Genomic DNA, 20,776 nt, shown 5'->3' on the forward strand with positions numbered 1-20,776 from the left:
AGCAACTGGACCAGTGCTAGTTACCCCAATCATCAGGTCTTTTCCCTTTTTAGGCATAAATCGTTAAAAAACCACCATTGGCCCGATTACTTACTTACCGGAATGGCTTTAAAGTATTCTTCCAGGGTCATGCCGCGAGTGGCAATGTCTGCGGCAATTTTTTTGCCCACATAGCGGAGGTGCCATGGTTCGTATTGGTAGCCGGTGATTGCTTCCTTTCCTCTGGGGTAGCGGATGATGAAACCATATTCGGCAGCGTGGTCCTCAAGCCATCTCGCCTCTGGACTGCCGCTAAAGCAGTCCTCTGCGGCGCATTTACCGTCAGCGCCAGTCACATCAATGGCGAGCCCTGTTTCATGTTCGCTTGTCCCCGGGAGGGCACTGTAGGTTTGCGCTGTTTCATAACCGTCTTGACTAACATAATAATGAAACAAAATCTCCTGTGCTGCCCGTGAACGATAGGCTGATACACCAAGAAGAGCGATCCCATCGGCGTGGGCGGCAGCGAATAATTTTTCAATCGCCGTCGCTGCTTCCGCGCGCATTTTTCGCTTTTCCGATTTCTCAGAAAAAATAAAGGAAATATCGGGTTCAACTAAATCGTTGGGCTGGTAGCTTTCCGGCAAGATATTTTCTTTGTTCACGAGGACGGGAATGCTTTCCGGATTGGCAATAACTTTTGCTTCATCATCATGATTTTTAAAGGTGGATTTATTTACCGGAACAACGGCTTCACCGTCGTCAGGGGCCATTTGTTTTTTCTCCAGGCAGCCTGTCAACAAGGTTGCCAATAAGACAACACAGGCAAGTTCCAAGTGAAATTTTACCATCGTAAGCATCCTTTTTAAAAAAATTCATTTATGTTCTCACTATCGACACGTTTGATATTTTTTAAAACCTTTTCATTTCAGAATGCTGGTAATGGAGTAAAAAAAATAAATTTAAATTTGTCTGTTTATCGCTTTTTAATAAAGAAATTAATTTAAGGTGATTAAAGGTTGTATGAAAGACTTTGAATGTAAGCTGCTCCAGAAAGACAGGACGGTAAAAGTTTTCCCAACTTTCCCGGAAGCGAACTAGGACTTTCGGCCCTTTAATTTTACAAACTAGTTTCATATATTTAAGAAAACACATAAATCGTACGAAACGGCAAACTTATTGAAAAATGAGGACGCAAAGCTATAGGGGCTGTAGTCTACAGGGAAAAGGGCGAAGCGGCGCAAAGGCAAACCAATATAAGTCGTGAAATAAATATTTTGTGACTCCAGTGAGAAGCCGGGCTCTGTTCACGCCACCTTTATTGAGAAAGATGGTTCGAATGTCATTCCAGTTTAAGACAATGCTCGCCAGCTGTCGAACACGAATCTCCTGCGGTTTTATGTCAATGGCAGTGATTAAATTTAAGGGAGGGCTTTTTGTGTTGAAATTATTTTTAAAAGGAAAATACTTGTACCATGTCCTGCAAAAGCGTCACAACGAATTGTTGCAGCAGGACTGTCTATGCGAGGAATTAAGATTAAAGTTTAAGGTTAAGGCTACCTACCATCGCAGCAAGGCTGTGGAACTTGGTTCAAGAATATAATTGATGGCTCATCGTTGGCCGAGTCTTGAAGAACGATTCATAGATATCAAAAAAAACAGCGTCGGGATCCAGAGAACCTGAACGCTGTTTTTTAGCTGCTAGAAAAGTATAAAATTTCATCCAATTTTATGCTTTCCTGTGTCGGATTTATTCAACTACGCCTCATGAACCGTTCTAACGGATTCGCCAATCGGCGAGTTTTCATTTTCTGAATTAGTGGGCCATTACTTCGGTGCCATCATCTTTGCCGTCTTTTGTCACTTTCAGGACTCCATTGGCGCCTTTCGTGGCATCGTTGAATTGATGGGTAACAATCGGGTAGCTGCCTTCCTCTGTTACAGTGAATTCCACTACGGCACCGCCGCTCGCCGGCAGCAACACGGTTTGCATGCCTTTTAAGTGATTGTACGGATTTCCATCCATATAGACATCATCAAAGGTGGTTCCGACCACATGGAAGCTAGAAACTTCGTTTGGACCAACGTTTAAGACATAGAATCTCACTTTATCGCCAACTTTTGCAAGCAGAGGATGATCAACTAATGCACCGACGGTTCCGTTTGTATTCATCTGCCCATCTTTAAGCGCTTTTGTAGAAAATACGACATATTTAGGTTTACCATTGGTCATATCATCCATATCATTATATTTGTACCATTCATTTTGAATCACGACGTACTCACGGTCGACTTGAGAATCAGTTGGATAGCCAGTTGTTGGTTTGACAATAATCATTCCGTGCATCCCGTTGGCAATATGCTCAAGCACCGGTTTAGTGCCGCAGTGATACATGAACACTCCCGGGTTATTAGCAGGGTAGCTGAATTTGCCGGTTTTGTCCGGCATGACGTCGGCAAAGTTCTTAGATGGCGCTGTATGAACAGCGTGCATATCCATGCTGTGTGGAATCGCCGGATCCATGTTTTTAAGGTTAAAATTAATTTTGTCCCCTTGATTAACGACAATTACTGGGCCCGGAGCTTCGCCGTTGAATGTCCAAGCTCTATACGTATCGTCTTTGGCAATTTCAATATCGGTTACCTGTGCGGTCATTTCGACATTTACTTCATGTTTGCCAATTCGCTTTATTTTAATCGGAGTTGGTTTTTGATTTACATGTTCATGGGGAGCAAATACCTGTGTCGCAGTTTTCGTTGTTGTTTTTGCCTCAGCCTTTTTCTCAGTAGCGAGCTCAGCCTTGCCACAAGCACTTAAGATCAACACAGAGGTTGTTACCATAACTGCTGCAAACTTTGTCACTTTTCCCATCTTTATTCCCTCCAATTTAACTTTAAAATTTAATTAACTATCATTTACACTTTTATTTTAGTGTTTTTATAATTCATTCCTGTGACTTGAGTCACTATAACACGGGGGGTTGGTGAACATTTTGTGAAGTGATGAGCAAAATGTGGAAAACTTCTGTAGTAGTCAATAATTCGGTATAAATAGGGGAATCCTTTGTGGACAAGGAGGTTTTAGTAATGAAAAAAGACGAGGAACAAACGAGTGAAGGATTAAATCAGATTTTTGAAATAATCAATGCCAAAGGGGACGAAGGCGAGCTGCGGGAGATTGTCGAAAAAACCGGTCGAATAACAGAAACAGAAGAATAGCATGAAAGTGGGAGCTGTCCAGAAAGTCCATTTTTAATTTTCGAGCAGAAAAACCACTTTTCGGAGAGCCCCTAGAACCGGCAGTTCCGGTAAGTAAGCATCATTGTGGATAATATGTGTATAACACCGGAAATCTGTTGATAATCCGTATAAATTTGTGAATAAGAACTTTTATCCCTGTAGATATTCTCAATTAATTTTCAAATATGTGAATAATTATGTGGATACTCCAATGGATTTTGTGGACAACCTCAGAAATAAGTGGATAACTCTTGTGGATAGCAGAATTGCTATAATAGTTATCCACATTCAAAAAAACAACCCTTCCATTTTAAACAAGCTCTGCACCTATGAGCCGCCCAATTACCGCCCTTTCTCAAATTGACAACCTTCCCTGGCATGCTCTTTCGAATAGATTATTACTAGTCGTAAGGGGGGAAGCCAATTGTGAAAATATTAATCATTGGTACTGGTTACGTGGGGACAACTACAGGGCTGATTTTTTGTGAAATGGGTCATCAAGTAACCGGCCTGGACCTTGATGATCGGAAAATTCAAGCATTACAGCGAGGAGAGCTGTATTTTTTTGAACCGGGTCTTGAAGACCTGTTGATAAAACATGTCCAATCGCAACGAATTTCATTTACAAGCAACACAGAAATGGCGATAAAAAGCCATGATGTGATTTTTATTTGTGTCGGAACACCGCAGGACCTAGATGGAAGTGCCGATCTTTTGTACGTAAAAAATGTAGCCGAAGCAATTGGTCAATATATGAACAGCTATAAGGTTATTGTGACCAAGAGTACGGTGCCTGTCGGAACAGCTGAATTAGTGACAAACTGGATTAAACGCCAACAGCCTGTACCCATTCCCTTTGACGTCGTATCCAATCCCGAATTTCTCCGCGAAGGTTCCGCCCTCCAAGACGCCCTCCGTCCAGACCGCATTATTATTGGCACGGAGAGTGAAAAGGCAAGAACAATCATCAAAGAATTATATCAAAATTTCCAATGTCCGATTGTTGAAACGAATTTGAAAGCGTCAGAAATGATTAAGTATGCGGCCAATTCCTTCCTCGCCATGAAAATTTCCTATATCAACGAATTAGCCAGGCTGTGTGATAAGTTAGGGATTAATGTGAACGATGTTTCAACAGGAATTGGCCTTGACCACCGCATTGGTCCGCATTTTCTCCAAGCTGGTATGGGCTACGGCGGCTCTTGCTTTCCCAAGGACGTAAGTGCGTTGCTGCAGACCGCAAGGCAGCATGATAGTCCCCTTTCCATCCTTGAAAAAGTGGTTGAAGTAAATAAAGACCAGTCCGTATATTTTATCGAAAAAATGAACCGTGCCATAGAGGGCGGGGTGAAACATAAAACGATTGCTGTCCTCGGTTTAGCATTTAAAGCCAACACCGATGATACAAGAGAATCCCCAAGCTTGCAGCTGATCGAACATCTTTTACAGGCGCAGGCGGTGATTAGAACCCATGACCCTGTTGTCAACATGGCCTCAAAACTCCCTCAATTTTCAACCATACCAGAAACGGTGTCAGACAGCGATGCTGTAATCATTTGTACGGATTGGGATGACTACAAGACCCTTGATTGGGCGGCTCTTAAACCGTTAATGAAACAGCCGATTGTTTTTGACGGGAGAAATATGTTGAACAGGGCTGAAATGGAAACCCTTGGTTTTTTTTATCATGGGATTGCTAATTATTAGATAATGGTGAAAAAGGGCGGGGTTCCCTCGCTCTTTCGATCATCTCGATACGGCAATCCTTCAAAATGGACAACTCTTCCTGCGTGACAAACTTGGAGATGACTCGTCATCGTAGGAAAGGGGGCTGCCGCAGAATGGGAACCGCTTTGAGATTCAAAACGGGATTATTCGCGAGCAATGCGGCCAAGTAGACGTATGGGAATGATTGGACAAGTGGAAATATACCAATGTCACCGTTTTTCCTATTTTTGACTCTGGAGCACCAACTGCAATCCCAGGCCAATATAAATCGAGCCAACTATTTTTCCCTGCCAGTGGGCCATCCAATTATTTTGATTAGCAAAAAGCTTTTCGCCAATCGAACTGGTCAACAACGCCAGCGTTGTTGTGTATAAAATACTCATCAACACGAACGTCAGACCAAGCGCCAACAGCTGCAGAAAAACCGGTGTTCCATTATGGTGGACAAACTGTGGCAGGAAGGCAAGGAAAAACAACGCTGTTTTTGGATTTAACAATTCAATTAGCAGCGCCTGGCGAAACGATACAGCGTCGGTGATAGTCTTTTTGACGGCAGCTGGTTCCGCATGCTTTTTCGCCTTTTCCAGGAATGATTTCACCCCGATAAAAATTAAATAGGTGGCACCCAAGTATTTCACGATCTCGAAAGCCAAGGCGGAGGTCATTAGGATCGCCGATAGGCCAAGAACAGCAGCTAATGTATGAATCAGGTCGCCAACAGCAATCCCTACACCGGTAAAAATCCCTGCTCTTCTCCCACCCCTCGCTGTTTGCGTCACCGTCAGAATGACCGCCGGACCGGGAATAAGAAACAACACAAGCACAACGAGAATAAATGACAGCATGGCTCTACGCCTCCAAGTAAAGAAGTTTAATATGAATATATTATCATAAAATTAGAAGTAATTAGATTATTATATTTTGAAAAAAGAGACCTTTAGAAAAAATAACAAATACATATATTAACCAATTATTAAGTTGGTTACCACAAATAATATTATATGTAAAGTTTGTTAAATATTGTAGATTAATGTTAGCCTTTATATTAAAATAGACAAGGATAGGTCATTTTTTAGGTGGAGGTGACTATACAAGAAACAAGAGAAAAAGTTATATCTTTCTTTTTTGAGAATCCGTTCATTTGTCGACGCACTCACTTGCTTTAACAGAAAAATCTAGTAAATTAGTAGATTACATTTAAAATCATTACGAGTCTAGGGATAAAAAAAGGAGGTTGTAACCATTGAAGTTGTTTAAGAAGCAACTTTTTATTTTACTCACAGTCGCGACATTTTTTGCCAGCTATGTTTTTCCTCATTTGCCACAAGCAAGTGCAGCTGAGGCAACGACCAATAGTGCGACTGAAACGGATACAACAAAATATATATTTGGTCAATTATCTGCAAGTAACCAGGCTCATTCTGATAACATGAGTAGAGAAATTTTACCACAAGCGTCCAAATCCATAGATATAAGGATTATGCATGTGAACGATACCCATGCAAATGTTGAGCAATATCCGAAGTTAGCAACCGCTGTAAAAGAAGTTCGCGCGGAAAGACCGGACGCCTTGTTAGTCGATGCCGGCGATGTTTTCTCGGGAACGCTTTATTTCAATCAATACCTTGGTAAAGCGGATTTATGGTTCATGAACCAGCTTAAGTACGATGCGATGACATTCGGTAATCATGAGTTTGACAAAGATTCGAAGGTACTGGCTGATTTTATCAGCGAGATGAAATTCCCGCTTCTGAGCGCCAATGTCAATGTAACAAAAGATCCGGCTTTAGGGCCGATGTTTAAAAATGAAATTCCCTCTTCTCCAGAGGGTGGCAAAATTTATCCGGCGATGGTAAAAACAATTAACGGGGAAAAAGTCGGCATGTTTGGCCTGACGACGGAAGATACCACATTCTTAGCCAGTCCTTCTAAAGAGATAGTGTTTGAAAATGCAGTAGAGAAGGCCAAATCCACAGTTGCTGCCCTGAAACAACAAGGGATCAACAAAATTATTGTTCTATCCCACTTAGGCTACGGACCGGACCAAGAGCTGGCGAAAGCAGTCGATGGGATTGACGTTATAGTTGGCGGACATTCACATACGAAGCTCGACAAACCGGTTGTGATTGACAAAGCTGAGCCGACCGTGATTGTTCAGGCAAATGAATATCTGAAATATTTGGGCGTCTTGGATGTAACTTTTGACGCTAATGGAGTTGTAACTGCTCAAGACGGCAAGCTGCTGGATGTGAACACTTATGTCGCGGATGCCGAGGCACAGGCCAAGGTGGACGAATTTAAAACACCGCTGGAAGAGTTGAAAAAGACCGTCATTGGTGCTGCGACAATAGACCTTGATGGAGAACGTGGAAATGTTCGTACGAAAGAAACCAATCTTGGTAACCTGGTTTCCGATGCTATGGCTCAAAAAGCTAATGAGGTCTTGAAAAATGACACTGTGATTGCAATGCAAAATGGCGGTGGTATTCGAGCCTCCATTCCAAAAGGTGATGTTACACTTGGGCATATTCATACCGTTATGCCATTTGCCAACCTGCTGGTGACACTGGACTTAACTGGCCAGGAAATTTGGGACGCACTTGAACATAGCGTCAGCAAGGTGGAAGAAGGGGCCGGTCAGTTTATGCAGGTGTCAGGAATTCAATTCAAGTATGACCCTAAAAAGCCTGCCTATGACAGAGTCTGGGAAGTAAAGGTGAAATCCGCCTCTGGCTATGAGCCAATTGACTTGAAGAAAACATACTCTGTTGCCACCAATGCCTTCGTTGCGGATGGCGGTGATGGCTATACGATGTTCAAAAAGGCTAAAGATGACGGCCGCATCCATGAGCTATTCATTGTCGACTATGAAATCTTAACCGAATATATTGCACAAAACAGTCCTGTTGCTCCTGCTGTTGAAGGCAGAATTACTGCCGGAGAAAAACCTGCAGAAGTAAAAAATGGTTGGGTAGTGGAAGAAGGCCATACTTATTACTATGAAAATGGCAAAAAAGTGACTGGTTGGAAAGTTATTAAAGCCAGTAAATATTACTTCGACAAAGACGGAGCCATGCAAACCGGTTGGCAAACAATAGCCAAGAAAAAATATTACTTCGGTAAAGACGGTGCCATGCGTACGGGCTGGCAAACTATCAACAAGAAGAAATATTACTTCGGTAAAGACGGAGTCATGCAAACCGGCTGGGTAAAAATTGGCAAGAAGAAGTATTACTTCAACAAAGACGGAGTCATGCAAACCGGTTGGGCAAAAATCGGCAAGAAGAAATATTACTTCGATACAGACGGAGCAATGCGCACGGGCTGGCAAACTATCAACAAGAAGAAATATTACTTCGACAAAAACGGAGTCATGCAAACCGGTTGGGCAAAAATCGGCAAGAAGAAGTATTACTTCAACAAAGACGGAGCCATGCGCACGGGCTGGCAAACTATCAACAAGAAGAAGTATTACTTCGATAAAAATGGTGTGATGCAAACCGGCTGGGTAAAAATTCAAGGGAAAATGTATTACTTTAACTCAGACGGAGTATATGCTAGTAATAAAAAGTCAAATGGAAAAGCTGGGTAAGGATTGAAAAATCATAGTTAGAAAAATCTAGTTAAAGACTTTCTCAAATGGTGTCAGGTATCACTAAAATCTAATTAGGATGCCTGACACCATTGTTATTTTAAACAACCTCTTTTTAAAAGGATAGTATTCTATAAAAATGAACCAAGTTGAAATTTGTAACTATTTAGCGAAACTTTTTTGAACAAAAATTATGTTACAATTGTTACAGATGTGGTATTGTTTAAGAATAAATAGAATACTTGCGAGGTGTAACAAAAGGTGTTTCGACGTTTAATAATTGGTTTAATCGTTTTATTCTTAGGATTTATGAGCTTTCCGCAGGCTCCACAAGCGAGTGCAAGCGCCAATCAGCAATTAATTATCATTAATAAAAAGATTAATAAACTTGCTTTCTATGAAAAAGGTAAATTAGTAAAAATATACCCTGTGGCAACCGGGAAGACTCGGAGTCTTACTCCGGAAGGAACTTTCTACATACGTGCAAAACAGAAAAACCGGCCATGGTATAAGGAAAACATCCCGGGAGGCGCCCCGAATAATCCATTAGGGAAGCGCTGGATGGAGCTAAGTAAATGGGAAAATGGTTACCCATATGGAATTCATGGAAACGCTAATGAAAGCTCGATAGGGAAATGGGTTTCACACGGCTGTGTCCGGATGCATAACTGGGATGTCGAAAAGTTATACGATATGGTAAAGGTTGGAGCCAAGGTGAAAATCACTTGGTCATCACAAACATTTAATCAACTGGCGAAGCCATTCTTCAAAAATCTTGATGCAACAGCACCGAAAATTCCAACAGTCAATACCGTTGGTGATAATTCCACAACAGTAACTGGTAAAACGGAAGCGAAAGCAACAGTAACCGTGACTATTGGCTCTAAGAAATATAGTAAAACAGCTAGTTCAAAGGGGAATTTTTCTATTAAAATTCCAAAACAAAAAGCTGGCAAAAAACTTAGCGTTACAGCCACGGATAAAGCCGGAAATGTAAGTAAACCGAGAAGTGTTACCGTCCAAGATAAAACGGCTCCAGTTCTAACTGTTAAACCAGTTTCGGATAAAGACAAAGTTATATATGTAAAAACAGAAAAAGGTGCATCGGTAACGGTTAAGAATGGAACTTGGACATCTAAAGGAACCCAAGCGAAAACAAGTGGATATTTCAAAATAGCATTACCAAATAAGCCAAAAGCTTATTCAAAAGTGACCGTTATCTCTAAAGATAAGGCAAAGAATGCGGTAACGAAGAGTGTCACTGTCGCAGACAAAACGATTCCAACCATCACCGTTAATCCAGTTTCAGATCAATCAAAAACGGTATCTGGAAAAACCGAGGCTGGAGCAACAGTTACACTGAGCTTTGATAAGAACCATCCTGTTAAGGCGGATGGAAATGGGAAGTTTTCATATAAACTTTCGAAAAATCTAAAATCAGGAACGAAATTTACAGTGACTGCTAAAGATAGAGCTGGACATGCGAAATCGGCAACTGTGACTGTTGCTGACAAAACGGCTCCATCGATTTCGGTTGATCCAGTAACAGACCAGTCCACACAAGTAACGGTAAAAACGGAAACGGGTGCAGCCGTTACTGTGTCAATGGGGTCTGGAACTTCGATCACAGCAACAGCGATAGATTCAAATGGAACATACCAAGCCACGATTCCACCGCAAGAGGCTGGTACCATCATTAAAGTAACAGCTAAGGATAAAGCCGGAAATTCAAGTACCGTAACAATTACTGTAACGAAAACTACCAATGACCCTGAAGGTAATCCTGAAGGAACAGACACAGTTACGAATAATCAATAAAAGCTTGTAATCCAGCAAAATATTTACTAGCAGCACTCTGCCATTTTCGGTCAGGGTGCTGATTTTTATATCATGCATAAATTTAATGATGAATACCGTAAATAACATGCTAGAATATAAGTAAATAGATGATGAAATTAAAAGAATAGTAACGGAGGATTACGAGTGAAAGCGATATGGTCTTTAAGCCTTTTTTTTCTAAGTCTGACATTTATGGCATCTACTGCGACTGCAGAGGGAGTAAACGAACAGCCGAGACAAGTTAATCCGGAAGTTCAGTTTCAGGATCAGCAGGAATTTGTGGCTCGGGAATTAATTGTTAAATTTAAACCGGAAGCAACTTCTGAAGAACAAGCAGCCATCCTAAACAAAGTGAATTCGGAGGAAAAATCGCAATTGCTGGATGGTGATTTTTCTGTTGTTAAAGTACCAAGCGGTGCCGATTTAAAGACCATCGCCAAGACTTTGTTAAAGAATAAGCTTGTGGCATTGGTGGAGCCAAATTACAGGTTCACTCAATCCTATCTTCCAAAAGAGCCAAAATATCAGCAGCAATGGTATCTGAATAAAATACAGGCGCCAAAGGCATGGGATAAAACCAAAGGTTCATCAGCGATTACAGTCGCTGTCATTGATGACGGTGTACAGCAGGACCATCCCGAGCTAAAGGGGAAAATTGTCTCGCCCTATAACGCCGTAACCGGAACAACCAAATATAGTCCGCATTTACATGCAACACATGTCGCCGGAATCATTGCCGCCAGCTTTAATCGCAAAGGGATTGCCGGGATTGCCCCGAACGTGAAAATCATGCCGATTAATGTATTTACCGGTGATGAGGCAACAACGGATTCAGTCGTAAGGGCCCTGCAATATGCTGTCGATCATCATGCCGATATTATTAATATGAGTTTGGGTGCTCCAGGATATAATTATGCGATTGATTCCGCAGTAAAATACGCCCGATCAAAAGGAGCAGTACTGATTGCCGCTGCCGGTAATGAAGGGAGTTATCAACCGGAATATCCTGCTGCTAGCGAAGGGGTCCTAGGAGTCAGCGCTACAACACAAGGTGATAAGATTGCCTCATGGTCAAATCGCGGCAGTTATATTGATCTGGCGGCTCCCGGAGATCGTATTTATTCTACGATAACCGGTGGTTCTTATGGTTATGAGAGCGGAACATCCATGGCAACACCGGTTGTTTCCGGAGTTGCAGCGCTTGTCCGCTCAAGAAATCCGTTTTTAAGTTCCGGCCAAGTTGAAACGATTTTAAAAAAATCAACCGTTGACCTTGGCACAAAAGGGCGGGATTCTTTGTACGGCTACGGTAGAATTGATGCCAATAAGGCGGTTTCTAACACGGCCCTGCCAGTTTCCACGATCAGCGTTCCCAAAATCTTTACGGCCAAAGGAACAAATAAAGCGGCCATTTCATTTACTACAGCAGGTACTGGCAAAATTTCGCTATCGGTTAAAAGTTCAAAAGGAACCACCTTAAGAAAGGTCGTTACCGATAAAAGCACCTCCGGCTCGAAGTTTACCCTTTATTGGGACGGGAAAACCGACAGTAAAAAGGTCGTTTCTTCCGGCACATACAAAGTTGAAGTGAAAATGACCAACGGGCGAAAAACGGTCTACAAAAGTACCACGATCAAAGTTAACAATCAAACAAAAGCTGATATCATCGTGTCGGGCATCTATGCCTTCTCGCCAAAAGTAAGCGGAAAAATAAATATCCCGTATGAATTAACGCAACAAGCAAAAATCATGGCCGTGATCAAGGATCAAGCCGGGAAAACCGTGAAAACGATTCTAAACAAAAAGTCCGTGTCAGCCGGTAAGCACTCCGTCATTTGGGATGGAAAGAATTCAACGGGTCTGCCAGTAAAAGATGGAACATATAGCTTGGAAATGTTGATCATCGACAGCCATAATAAAGCGGGAACAGCTAAAAAAGTTCAAATAAAGGTGGATACTATTCGGCCTGTGGCTGGATTCGCATTAAGCCCGCCTGTTTTTAAAATGGATAATCAGACAAACTATACAGCTCAACTGGAAGTAAAAGAAACTGCTACCGTGATTGCTTATGTTAAAAATGACAAGGGGACAATCATCAGGAAATTAATTAATCAGCAATTTAAACCAGGAAAGATAGCGGTAAGCTGGAATGGGAAGAACGATCAAAACACTCCAGTACCTGAAGGGAATTATTATTATGATGTCCAAGCTAAAGACCCGGCAGGAAATACAACAACCATTACCGGCGCTTATTTTTCAGTCGAGGATTGGCGCACACCGGAAATTCAGGCAAGTAAGGATGTTTATTTAAAAGCAACTGGGATGATGAATATTGATTACCTGCTCAGCAAATCCGGAACAGTGACTGTCGGTATCTATCAAGGTGCCAATCTCATGAAGAATATTAAGACGGAAGAGGCAGAGGCAGCCGGGAAACAAACATTCCAATGGGACGGAACTGATCTTGAAGGTAAACAAGTACCAGACGGAGATTACCAATTTAAGATTCAAGTAATTGACAAATATAATCTTTCCCAAACCTTTACAGGAACCGTTCATGTCGAGTTGACTAAAATAGATATTCTTTATCCTTCCATTGTGGCTTTGGACCTTGGGGAAACCCCTGCTGCTGAAGTGTATTACCAACTGTCGCGCGGCGGGAAAGTAACAATAGAAATTCTAAATCAGCGAAATGAAAAGGTGAAGACCATTCAAAAAGACGTACCTATAAATGATGGAACACAATCCTTTCGCTGGGATGGTAAAAATGAAGATGGGTACTATGAGGGTGACGAATTCTATTATTTTGTCATCACAGCGGAAAGTAGCGGCGGACAGAAATTCAGTGTCAAAGGAAAAATGAGCTCGACGGAGAATCCATCTTGGCTAAAAAGCCATGAGGTATCATTTAATGATGTGTCTGACTATAGTTTTTATCATGATAAAATGAACTTGAAAATTCAAACCTCCCAGCAAGTAACGCTGACCCTTTATGTGTATGATGATACCTATGGTACGGCGCGGCTCGACCTAAAAAGCTACACGTTAAAACCGGGAGAAAATACGATTACTTATCAAAAACCTTCGACCGATTACTTGTATTATCAACTTAAATACCAAGATGCATTAGGGAATCAATACTGGTATGATATTGATGAATGGGAATACTTCTAGAAAGAAAAAAGGCTGCCTGTATGGGACAGCCTTTTCATTTATTTATTTATTTCCAATTGCGCCGCTAACTCATCATGCAGACGCTGTTTTTCGGCGTCGGGAACGATATAGTAATAAATTCCGTTGATTTTTGTGCCGCTGCCTTTAATCGTCATTTGCTCGACATTTCCGGCAGCACCTTTGTAGTTCTTTTGAATGTCGATCATTTGATTAAACGTAAGATTGGTTCTGACATTATTTCCAAGTGCAGCAAAAATACTCTGGTATTTGGTCAATGAAGTAAGACTTGCTCCTTCTCGCATAACTCCCTGAATAATTTCACGTTGCCGCAATTGACGTCCAAAATCACCGCGTGGATCATCATGTCTCATCCGGGTAAAAGCCAAAGCTTTTTTACCATCCAAGGTCACCTCGCCTTTAGGAAAATGGTAGCCGCCCTGTGAGAAATCCAGGTCATTGTTCACCGTAATACCGCCAACGGCATCAACGATATCCTTGAAGCCTTCCATGTTGACTTTAATGAAATAATCGATGGGTATGTCTAAGAAATGTTCGACTGTATTCATCGACATTTCTTCATTACCAAAGGCGTAGGCATGGTTAATTTTATCGATTGTGCCTTTTCCAACAATCTCAGTCCGGGTATCACGCGGAATACTTAGCATTTTCACCGAGTTTACCTGTGGATTAACCGCCAACACAATCATCGTATCGGAACGGCCTTTATCTCCCTTCCGCTGGTCGACCCCTAATAATAAAACTGAAAAAGGCTGTTTATCTTTTAAAGATACATCTTCCGAACGTTTATCAGATTTGCGATCTATCGGCTGATGCATCGTTTCAACAGCATTTGTTAATGATTTATATACAGAATAAGCATAACCGCCAATACCAATCAAGAGCACTAAAACAACAATTCCGGTAATCCGGAGCCATTTTCTTTTCTTCTTTCTCCTCTCAGATCTCATTTAACGATCCTCCATCAATAAAAGTATCCGAACATGTAATAGAATAGCAGATTTCGACGAAATTTTATACATATATTTGAAACGGTGTTAAAAAATTATTGGGGAAATTGGAAAAGTTTCTGCGATCCGATTGTACTATTAGATAAAAATGTGACTATTCTCCTAGAAATATGGGAAAAAAAACTCTAGAATATAAATTGGGTAAGTATACTATTAGGGGGTCCACAGGTGAAAAAATTAATTTTACAGAGTATTATTTTCATAGTTGCCTTTGCCTTTTCCGTAAATCCAGCGTTTGCCATGACGGCTAACCAGGAAAAGGTGTTTAAGAAATTATCCAATCCGATTTCAGAGAGCGAGCCTAATGACACGAAGTCAGCAGCCAACCGGGTTAATCTGCGGGATGTGGTCCAAGCAACTTTAGACGATGAAGATGTTGATTACTACGAATTAGTTATTCCAAAAAGAGGAAAATTATCGCTGGCTTCCTATTTAGGAAACGATGAGGATGAAAATGATTACTACTACAATGATTATTCTATTACTCTTTATGATGCGGATGGGAATCAATTAGCTGCAGGGGGCTCGATTGTAGAAGCGGGATCTTATTATTTGGCATTGCAAGCATCCTTGGAAGAAGGGACATATTACATTGCTGTAAAGCCGGATGAGTATTCTTATATGGGAAGTCAAGATTATTATCTTGGGTTTAATTTCGATTATGATGTTGATTTTCAAATTACCAATCTCGCTGCAGATGTAGCGTCACCGCAAACAGAACGGAATCCAGTTACGTTTACAGCAAGTGCCAACAAAGCGGGTCTTGAATACCAGTTTTCCGTCCAAGGAAATGTTGTCAAACAATTTAGCACAGATAATACATACCAATGGACACCAACCGTCCCGGGAACGTACACAGTTAAAGTTGAAGTTCGTGACCCTGCTTTTCCCGATGCCGTAGCACAAAAGGAAATATCCTACACGGTAACAGCATATAAGCCGGATTTCACGATTCAATCATTAACACCTAATGTCAAATCACCTTATCTCGCGGGAAAGACCGTTACATTTGCCACGAAAACGAACAAAACTGGTTTGCAATATCAATATTCGCTTAATGCTAAGGTTGTTCAAGCCTTTGGATCGAAAAATACATATGTTTGGAATCCGGCAAAGCAAGGTAAATATACTATCAAAGTCGAGGTTCGCAACCCACAATATCCAAATCGGATCGTGGCAAAGCAAATTAGCTATCAAATTGTTGATGGAAAAGTTTCCGTTTCTTCGTTAAAGGCCAATTTATCATCACCGCGGCCAACAGCTACTTCGATTAAATGGACGGCAGCTGCAAAAGGTGTAGATCTTGAATATCAATTTAGTGTGTACCAAAATAAAACATGGAAGACGATTCAAAACTATTCTACGAAAAATTATACGTATTGGAAACCGAAAAGTGCCGGGGCCTATAAAGTCATGGTAACCGTCCGCAGCAAGTTATCGAAGAAAACAGCAACGAAAACAGCTGGTTACACGATCTATAAACCTTCATATTTTTCAACACCGACGCTAAAATCTAATAAAAGTGCAAAACAGGCTTCAGGGACGTATTTCCACTTTACGGCAAAATCGTCCGGAAAATACCTTGAATATCGTTTTAGAGTCTATAATGGCTATTATTGGCAGACAATTAAAGATTATTCAAGCAGCAGATCATTATCTTGGTATGTTGGTTATAAAGGAAAATATAAAGTAGCAGTAGATGTACGGCAAAAGGGAACAAAAAAAGTGAAATCAAAAACGTTATCGCTGGATATACGCGAGGCCCCAAATGCAACGTTTAATGCTGACTACAATATTTACTATAATTTTGGCTATTTTAAAGTGTCCAATTATGGCTATAGCAATTTGAAAGTAACCAAGATGCAAATCCTAAATAACGGGAAAGTAATTTACACCTATCAGCCGAAGAACTGGGTAACAATCGGGCGTACTTACCAAACATATTATTTTTATCCGAAAAAATCGATTACCCAATTTTCTTATGACAGCTTGATCAAAGTTTATTATACGTATGATGGATTGACACATACATCCTATTTATATCGATAAAGTGAAAGATCGAAAAGTGAGTATTTCCATGCGTTTCAGCGGGCAAATTAAAGGTATCCAATGAGGATACCTTTTTGTTCTTAACTTTTTAGACAGGGAGATAAGAGAAACTATATAAAAATATGGTTGTATTTGCTAGAATAATAGAGAAAAACTACCAAGAATATCAAAAAAGGATGTGGAAAGGTGAAGGGTGGGTACATATTAAAAGGGATTGTGGCTGCTGTTTTGCTGCTTTCACTGATTTTTCTAGGTGTTAGCATGCGTGCAGAAGCGGCAGCTTCAAGTTTTTCTGCCGATTTATCAAAAGAGCTAAAGAACTACATAAAAAAATCCGGCGGTACAGTGACATTGCAATATAAAGATTTAACATCCGGTGAGGTTTTTCAACTAAACGGAAAAACATCGGGGCGGGCTGCCAGTACGATAAAATTGCCGCTTGCCACCTACGTGATGGAGCAGGCTGCAAAGGGGAAAATCAACTTAAACAAAAAGCTGCAGTATAAAAGCTACCATTATTTTGGTGGCACCGGGATCATCCAAAAGAAAAAGGTCGGAACAAAGTTCACAATCAGACAGCTTGTGAAATATGCCATGGTTTATAGCGATAATATCGCCTTTATCATGCTTAAAGAATACGTCGGTGCTAATAATTTTTACAAATATATGAAAAGCTTGGGCGGCCAATATGCCTATCCGGCAAATGGACTAACGGTCACTTCAGCCAATGACCTCATGATCTATGCCAATAAGCTGTATCAATTTTCGAACAAAAGCAAGTATGGCCAAGAGCTTGTCAGCTATTTGAAAAAAACGGTCTACAATACGACCATTCCTCGCGGGATAAAGGGAGTTTCGATTGCTCATAAGGTTGGGATGATTCCGGCATCACTTATTTATAATGATGTCGCGATTGTGTTCGACAAGCGGCCGTTCGTATTGGCGATTATGACTAGGGGGCTGTCTAACAGTAAGGCCGAAAAAGTCATTGCCGACTTAGCAGCGATGGTTTATAAACATCACAAGGCAAAACCGATTCCTACAGAAACAGTACTTAAAACAGCAGCCAGCGAAGCGAAAGTGATCTATTCTAAAGTCTATTCTGGCGGCAAACTGGTGAAGATCAATCAATCTTACCCGGGTAGTGACCTGATTCAATATAGCTATTACCTGAATATCGATCAGACACTCAGGTATGCCAAACAATTTGAAAAAAAAACACAAAAGGTTTCCAGATATTTTCAATATTATCCAAAAACATCCTTTGGCCAGCGTGGGGAAAATATTAAATTCACCTTTGATGCCAATTCATCAGGATATATCACCAAGGCAACCTTGAAAGAAAAAGGAACAAAGCGGGTTCTGGCCACGTATCAATACAAACCAAAGACGGTTTACGGAAAACATGCCGACCGAATTAGCGGTAAAACATTAAATGTTCCCATCATTAGTCAAAGACCGCAGCTTCCGACAGGCTGTGAGATTACTGCCGTGACGATGATGCTGCAATATAAAGGGGCGAAGGTCGATAAAGTAATGTTAGCCAAGAAAATGCCGTATTCATCAAATCCGAGCAAAGGATACGTTGGCAATCCGTTTACGAGCCACGGCTGGACGATTTATCCGCCTGCTTTAATGAACCTAGTGAAAAAATATGCTGGAAGTTCCATCAATCTAACCGGTAAGAGCCATGCAACGATCGAAAAACAACTGCGAAATAACAAACCAATTGTCGTTTGGGTTTCACCGATGCACGGTTTTACTGTCCATGCCTTGGTTCTAACCGGATATGATCAAAATAATTATTACTTCAATGATTGCTGGACTGGGAAGAAAAATGTCAAAATCAGCAAAAATCAATTTAACCGAATGTGGGGAAATCAACATAAACGGGCTATATCATATTAAATTTGCGCAGGGGGAGGTTCCCCTGCCACTTTTATACATATACATATCGAAGAGTTGAATCAATTTCCAGGTTATAACAGCTTAGATAGATAATGGGGGAGAGGAAATGTTAAAAAAATTATTTTCCGTATTTTTAGCATTGTTGCTTTTGGTTAGTGTGGGCATTGTTCCAGTAAATAGAACCGAGGCAGCCAGCCAAGCGGTGAAGAAAATTGTTTACTTAACGTTTGATGACGGGCCGAACCAATACACACCTAAAGTCTTGGATATTCTAAAACAGAAAAAAGTCCATGCCACCTTTTTCATGATAGAGGGCAATATAAAAAGCCATCCGCAAACAGTCAAACGGATGATTCGGGAAGGCAACTACCCGGCACTCCATAGTGTTTCCCACAGCGTTCAAAAGCTATATCGCGGCAGTTCTCAAAATGTTGCGATCGAAATGGAGAAGACCCGAAAAACACTATTAAAGGTCGCAAACTTTAACAGCAAGCTAACACGGGCACCATATGGCAGCAAGCCCTATATGAAAAAACCGTTCCGCGATGCCTTAGCAAAAAAAGGTTTTAAAATGTGGGACTGGACCATCGATACACTAGATTGGAAGTATAATAGAACCAGTCCAAGCACGATCACCGCAAGGGTCAAATCCGGCCTCAATGGTCAAAACGGTCCCATCGTGATCCTCTTCCACGATTCACGCGGCACAGCCCAGCAGTTGCCGACTATTATTAACTACTTGAAAAAGAACGGTTATACATTAGAAGTGTATAATCCCAAACACCATGTTGTCGTTAATTTTTGGCATGATAAGCGGTTTTAATGAGAGGGCTGCCAAACTATGGCAGCCTTTTGAAGATTAAAGAAACGGAGGACTATTTTAGAATGAAGCTCTACAAATTTCTGGCGGCTTTCCTGCTTGCGATGGCTATTTTCGCCTCTCCTTCAGCGGCGGCGGCTTCTAAAGTATATACAATTTCACCAGGCAGCAAGCCTTACAAAGGCTTAATGACCCATTTTAGCACCTATAATACATACACTAAGCACTATTATCTGCTTCGTTCCTATTTGGAGCAGCTGGAGCACATCGGCGGAGGTACGCTTATTATCGAAAAAGGAACCTACACTATATCCAACACATTATATGTCCCTTCTAATGTTACAATTCGTTTTAAAGATGGAGTGAAGATTATAAAGGGAACTAAAACCGGAACGAAAATGTTTGGTCCCAGTAAAACAGTTTTTCAACTGATAAAGCCCTCTGATTCTTTTAAAAAAGGGGTACGCAGTAAATATAATGGAGAAAAAAATATTTCCTTCATAGGCGAGGGCAAGGCAATCATTGATTTGAGATATATAACGGATGCAATTGCGATTGTAGCTGGACATAATCGTCAGCTAAAAATCGAAAATATCCAATTTGAGAACTTGAAACAAGGACATTTTATTGAAATGGATGCTACTGATACTGCGCTCATTTCAAATAATCGCTTCATTAATTCACAACCATCCGAGAATCGGAATAAAGAAGCGATAAATCTTGATACTCCGGATAAGCTGACAAATGGTTGGCACAATCCATGGAGTACATATGATAAAACACCTAACAAAAATATAACCATCACAAATAATACATTTACTAATCTTGATCGGGCAATCGGCACCCATAAATATTCAGAAGGAAAATACCACGATAAAATCATCATCCGCGGGAATTACATAGAAAAGATGCGCCAAGATGCAATTCGGGTGATGAATTGGACCAATCCTGTCATTGAGAAGAATACGATCAAAGATGTCGCTGACGGAGGAGGAACGTTCCGCGGAATTTTAGCCAGCGGTGTGAAAAATCCAATGTTTTGCTATAATACATTTGAGGATATCGCTCGTCCAATTGGGATCATGCCATGGAAAAACAACGGACCCGGATCGGAATATAAAGTAACATATAATACGATTAACCAACAAAATATTGAAGCATTAAAAACCAACCACATAATAAATACAACAGAAAATTTTGTGAGGATCTATTTGCAGTACAATGTGTTTGACCGCGATAGATTAATAATTCCTCTTCCATAACGACATAACAAAGAGGTTGTCAGTAGACAGACAACCTCTTGTTCTATTATTATTCATTTAGCATTCTCCGTCCATAGCCTTTTTAATGGGTTTAATATTTTCTTCGATTTCAAAATATTTTTTTGAAGTGAAATCTTTTACTTACGGATTTGTATTA

At 40.9% G+C, this 20,776-nt stretch carries 13 protein-coding genes, 2 pseudogenes and 1 riboswitch; of the genes and pseudogenes, 11 read left to right on the plus strand and 4 right to left on the minus strand.

Going from position 1 to position 20,776, the window contains the following annotated elements; translation table 11 throughout:
• Window positions 1-86 precede the first annotated feature (86 nt).
• Window positions 87-830 (minus strand): M15 family metallopeptidase, encoded by a 744-nt coding sequence (locus tag RCG24_RS19235; protein WP_235887948.1) that lies wholly within the window; start codon window positions 828-830, stop codon window positions 87-89.
• 308 nt (window positions 831-1,138) lie between these two features.
• A riboswitch (cyclic di-GMP riboswitch) is annotated at window positions 1,139-1,358 on the plus strand.
• A gap of 59 nt (window positions 1,359-1,417) precedes the next feature.
• Here RCG24_RS19235 and RCG24_RS19240 point away from each other — a divergent pair.
• The gene (locus RCG24_RS19240; RefSeq protein ID WP_308077778.1) at window positions 1,418-1,582 is read left to right on the plus strand and encodes a hypothetical protein; all 165 of its coding nucleotides are present in this window, start codon (window positions 1,418-1,420) and stop codon (window positions 1,580-1,582) included.
• A 213-nt stretch (window positions 1,583-1,795) separates the two neighbouring features.
• Here RCG24_RS19240 and RCG24_RS19245 read toward each other — a convergent pair whose 3' ends face one another.
• On the minus strand, window positions 1,796-2,851 hold the full coding sequence (locus tag RCG24_RS19245; RefSeq protein ID WP_308077779.1) for a multicopper oxidase domain-containing protein: 1,056 nt from the start codon (window positions 2,849-2,851) through the stop codon (window positions 1,796-1,798).
• Between the two features lie 215 nt (window positions 2,852-3,066).
• On the opposite strand from RCG24_RS19245, the gene RCG24_RS19250 reads away from it, so the two are divergent.
• Entirely contained in the window at window positions 3,067-3,198 is a 132-nt protein-coding gene (locus RCG24_RS19250; protein WP_308077780.1) for a hypothetical protein, read from the plus strand.
• 447 nt (window positions 3,199-3,645) lie between these two features.
• A complete protein-coding gene (locus RCG24_RS19255; RefSeq protein ID WP_202653250.1) occupies window positions 3,646-4,926 on the plus strand; it encodes a UDP-glucose dehydrogenase family protein in 1,281 nt (426 codons plus the stop codon).
• 242 nt (window positions 4,927-5,168) lie between these two features.
• Here RCG24_RS19255 and RCG24_RS19260 read toward each other — a convergent pair whose 3' ends face one another.
• Window positions 5,169-5,792, minus strand: coding sequence for a LysE family translocator (locus tag RCG24_RS19260; protein WP_202653251.1), 624 nt, complete (start codon window positions 5,790-5,792; stop codon window positions 5,169-5,171).
• A gap of 398 nt (window positions 5,793-6,190) precedes the next feature.
• Here RCG24_RS19260 and RCG24_RS19265 point away from each other — a divergent pair, with 398 nt between their 5' ends.
• The 3 genes from RCG24_RS19265 to RCG24_RS19275 all read left to right on the plus strand — a co-directional run bounded on the left by RCG24_RS19265 (window position 6,191) and on the right by RCG24_RS19275 (window position 13,552).
• Window positions 6,191-8,539 carry a 5'-nucleotidase C-terminal domain-containing protein gene (locus RCG24_RS19265; protein WP_202653252.1) on the plus strand — a complete coding sequence of 783 codons (2,349 nt, stop codon included), beginning with the start codon at window positions 6,191-6,193 and terminating at the stop codon, window positions 8,537-8,539.
• A gap of 261 nt (window positions 8,540-8,800) precedes the next feature.
• Entirely contained in the window at window positions 8,801-10,357 is a 1,557-nt protein-coding gene (locus RCG24_RS19270; RefSeq protein WP_308077781.1) for an Ig-like domain-containing protein, read from the plus strand.
• Between the two features lie 213 nt (window positions 10,358-10,570).
• Window positions 10,571-13,552, plus strand: a complete 2,982-nt coding sequence (locus RCG24_RS19275) for a S8 family serine peptidase (protein WP_308077782.1) — start codon at window positions 10,571-10,573, stop codon at window positions 13,550-13,552.
• A 38-nt stretch (window positions 13,553-13,590) separates the two neighbouring features.
• Here RCG24_RS19275 and RCG24_RS19280 read toward each other — a convergent pair whose 3' ends face one another.
• On the minus strand, window positions 13,591-14,520 hold the full coding sequence (locus RCG24_RS19280; protein ID WP_202656312.1) for a polyisoprenyl-teichoic acid--peptidoglycan teichoic acid transferase TagU: 930 nt from the start codon (window positions 14,518-14,520) through the stop codon (window positions 13,591-13,593).
• A 228-nt stretch (window positions 14,521-14,748) separates the two neighbouring features.
• Here RCG24_RS19280 and RCG24_RS19285 point away from each other — a divergent pair, with 228 nt between their 5' ends.
• From RCG24_RS19285 to RCG24_RS19305, 5 genes and pseudogenes are all read left to right on the plus strand, one after another.
• Window positions 14,749-16,629 (plus strand): hypothetical protein, encoded by a 1,881-nt coding sequence (locus RCG24_RS19285; protein WP_202656311.1) that lies wholly within the window; start codon window positions 14,749-14,751, stop codon window positions 16,627-16,629.
• Between the two features lie 261 nt (window positions 16,630-16,890).
• Window positions 16,891-17,571, plus strand: a pseudogene (locus tag RCG24_RS19290) (serine hydrolase); the annotation flags it as partial.
• A gap of 489 nt (window positions 17,572-18,060) precedes the next feature.
• A pseudogene (locus RCG24_RS19295) lies at window positions 18,061-18,537 on the plus strand (C39 family peptidase); the annotation flags it as partial.
• A 106-nt stretch (window positions 18,538-18,643) separates the two neighbouring features.
• A complete protein-coding gene (locus RCG24_RS19300; protein ID WP_202656309.1) occupies window positions 18,644-19,360 on the plus strand; it encodes a polysaccharide deacetylase family protein in 717 nt (238 codons plus the stop codon).
• A gap of 62 nt (window positions 19,361-19,422) precedes the next feature.
• Window positions 19,423-20,619: a right-handed parallel beta-helix repeat-containing protein gene (locus RCG24_RS19305; protein ID WP_202656308.1), complete on the plus strand. Its 1,197-nt coding sequence runs from the start codon at window positions 19,423-19,425 to the stop codon at window positions 20,617-20,619.
• Window positions 20,620-20,776 lie beyond the last annotated feature (157 nt).

Origin of the sequence: Neobacillus sp. OS1-32 (genome assembly GCF_030915425.1) — a bacterium.
In the GTDB taxonomy this organism is placed as follows: Bacteria; Bacillota; Bacilli; order Bacillales; family Cytobacillaceae; genus Neobacillus; species Neobacillus paridis.

Coding starts and splice junctions, on each gene's coding strand:
- RCG24_RS19235 (WP_235887948.1), bottom strand. CDS start 830: ATGGTAAAATTTCACTTGGAACTTGCCTGTGTTGTCTTATTGGCAACC.
- RCG24_RS19245 (WP_308077779.1), bottom strand. CDS start 2,851: ATGGGAAAAGTGACAAAGTTTGCAGCAGTTATGGTAACAACCTCTGTG.
- RCG24_RS19250 (WP_308077780.1), top strand. CDS start 3,067: ATGAAAAAAGACGAGGAACAAACGAGTGAAGGATTAAATCAGATTTTT.
- RCG24_RS19260 (WP_202653251.1), bottom strand. CDS start 5,792: ATGCTGTCATTTATTCTCGTTGTGCTTGTGTTGTTTCTTATTCCCGGT.
- RCG24_RS19275 (WP_308077782.1), top strand. CDS start 10,571: ATGGCATCTACTGCGACTGCAGAGGGAGTAAACGAACAGCCGAGACAA.
- RCG24_RS19280 (WP_202656312.1), bottom strand. CDS start 14,520: ATGAGATCTGAGAGGAGAAAGAAGAAAAGAAAATGGCTCCGGATTACC.
- RCG24_RS19300 (WP_202656309.1), top strand. CDS start 18,644: ATGTTAAAAAAATTATTTTCCGTATTTTTAGCATTGTTGCTTTTGGTT.
- RCG24_RS19305 (WP_202656308.1), top strand. CDS start 19,423: ATGAAGCTCTACAAATTTCTGGCGGCTTTCCTGCTTGCGATGGCTATT.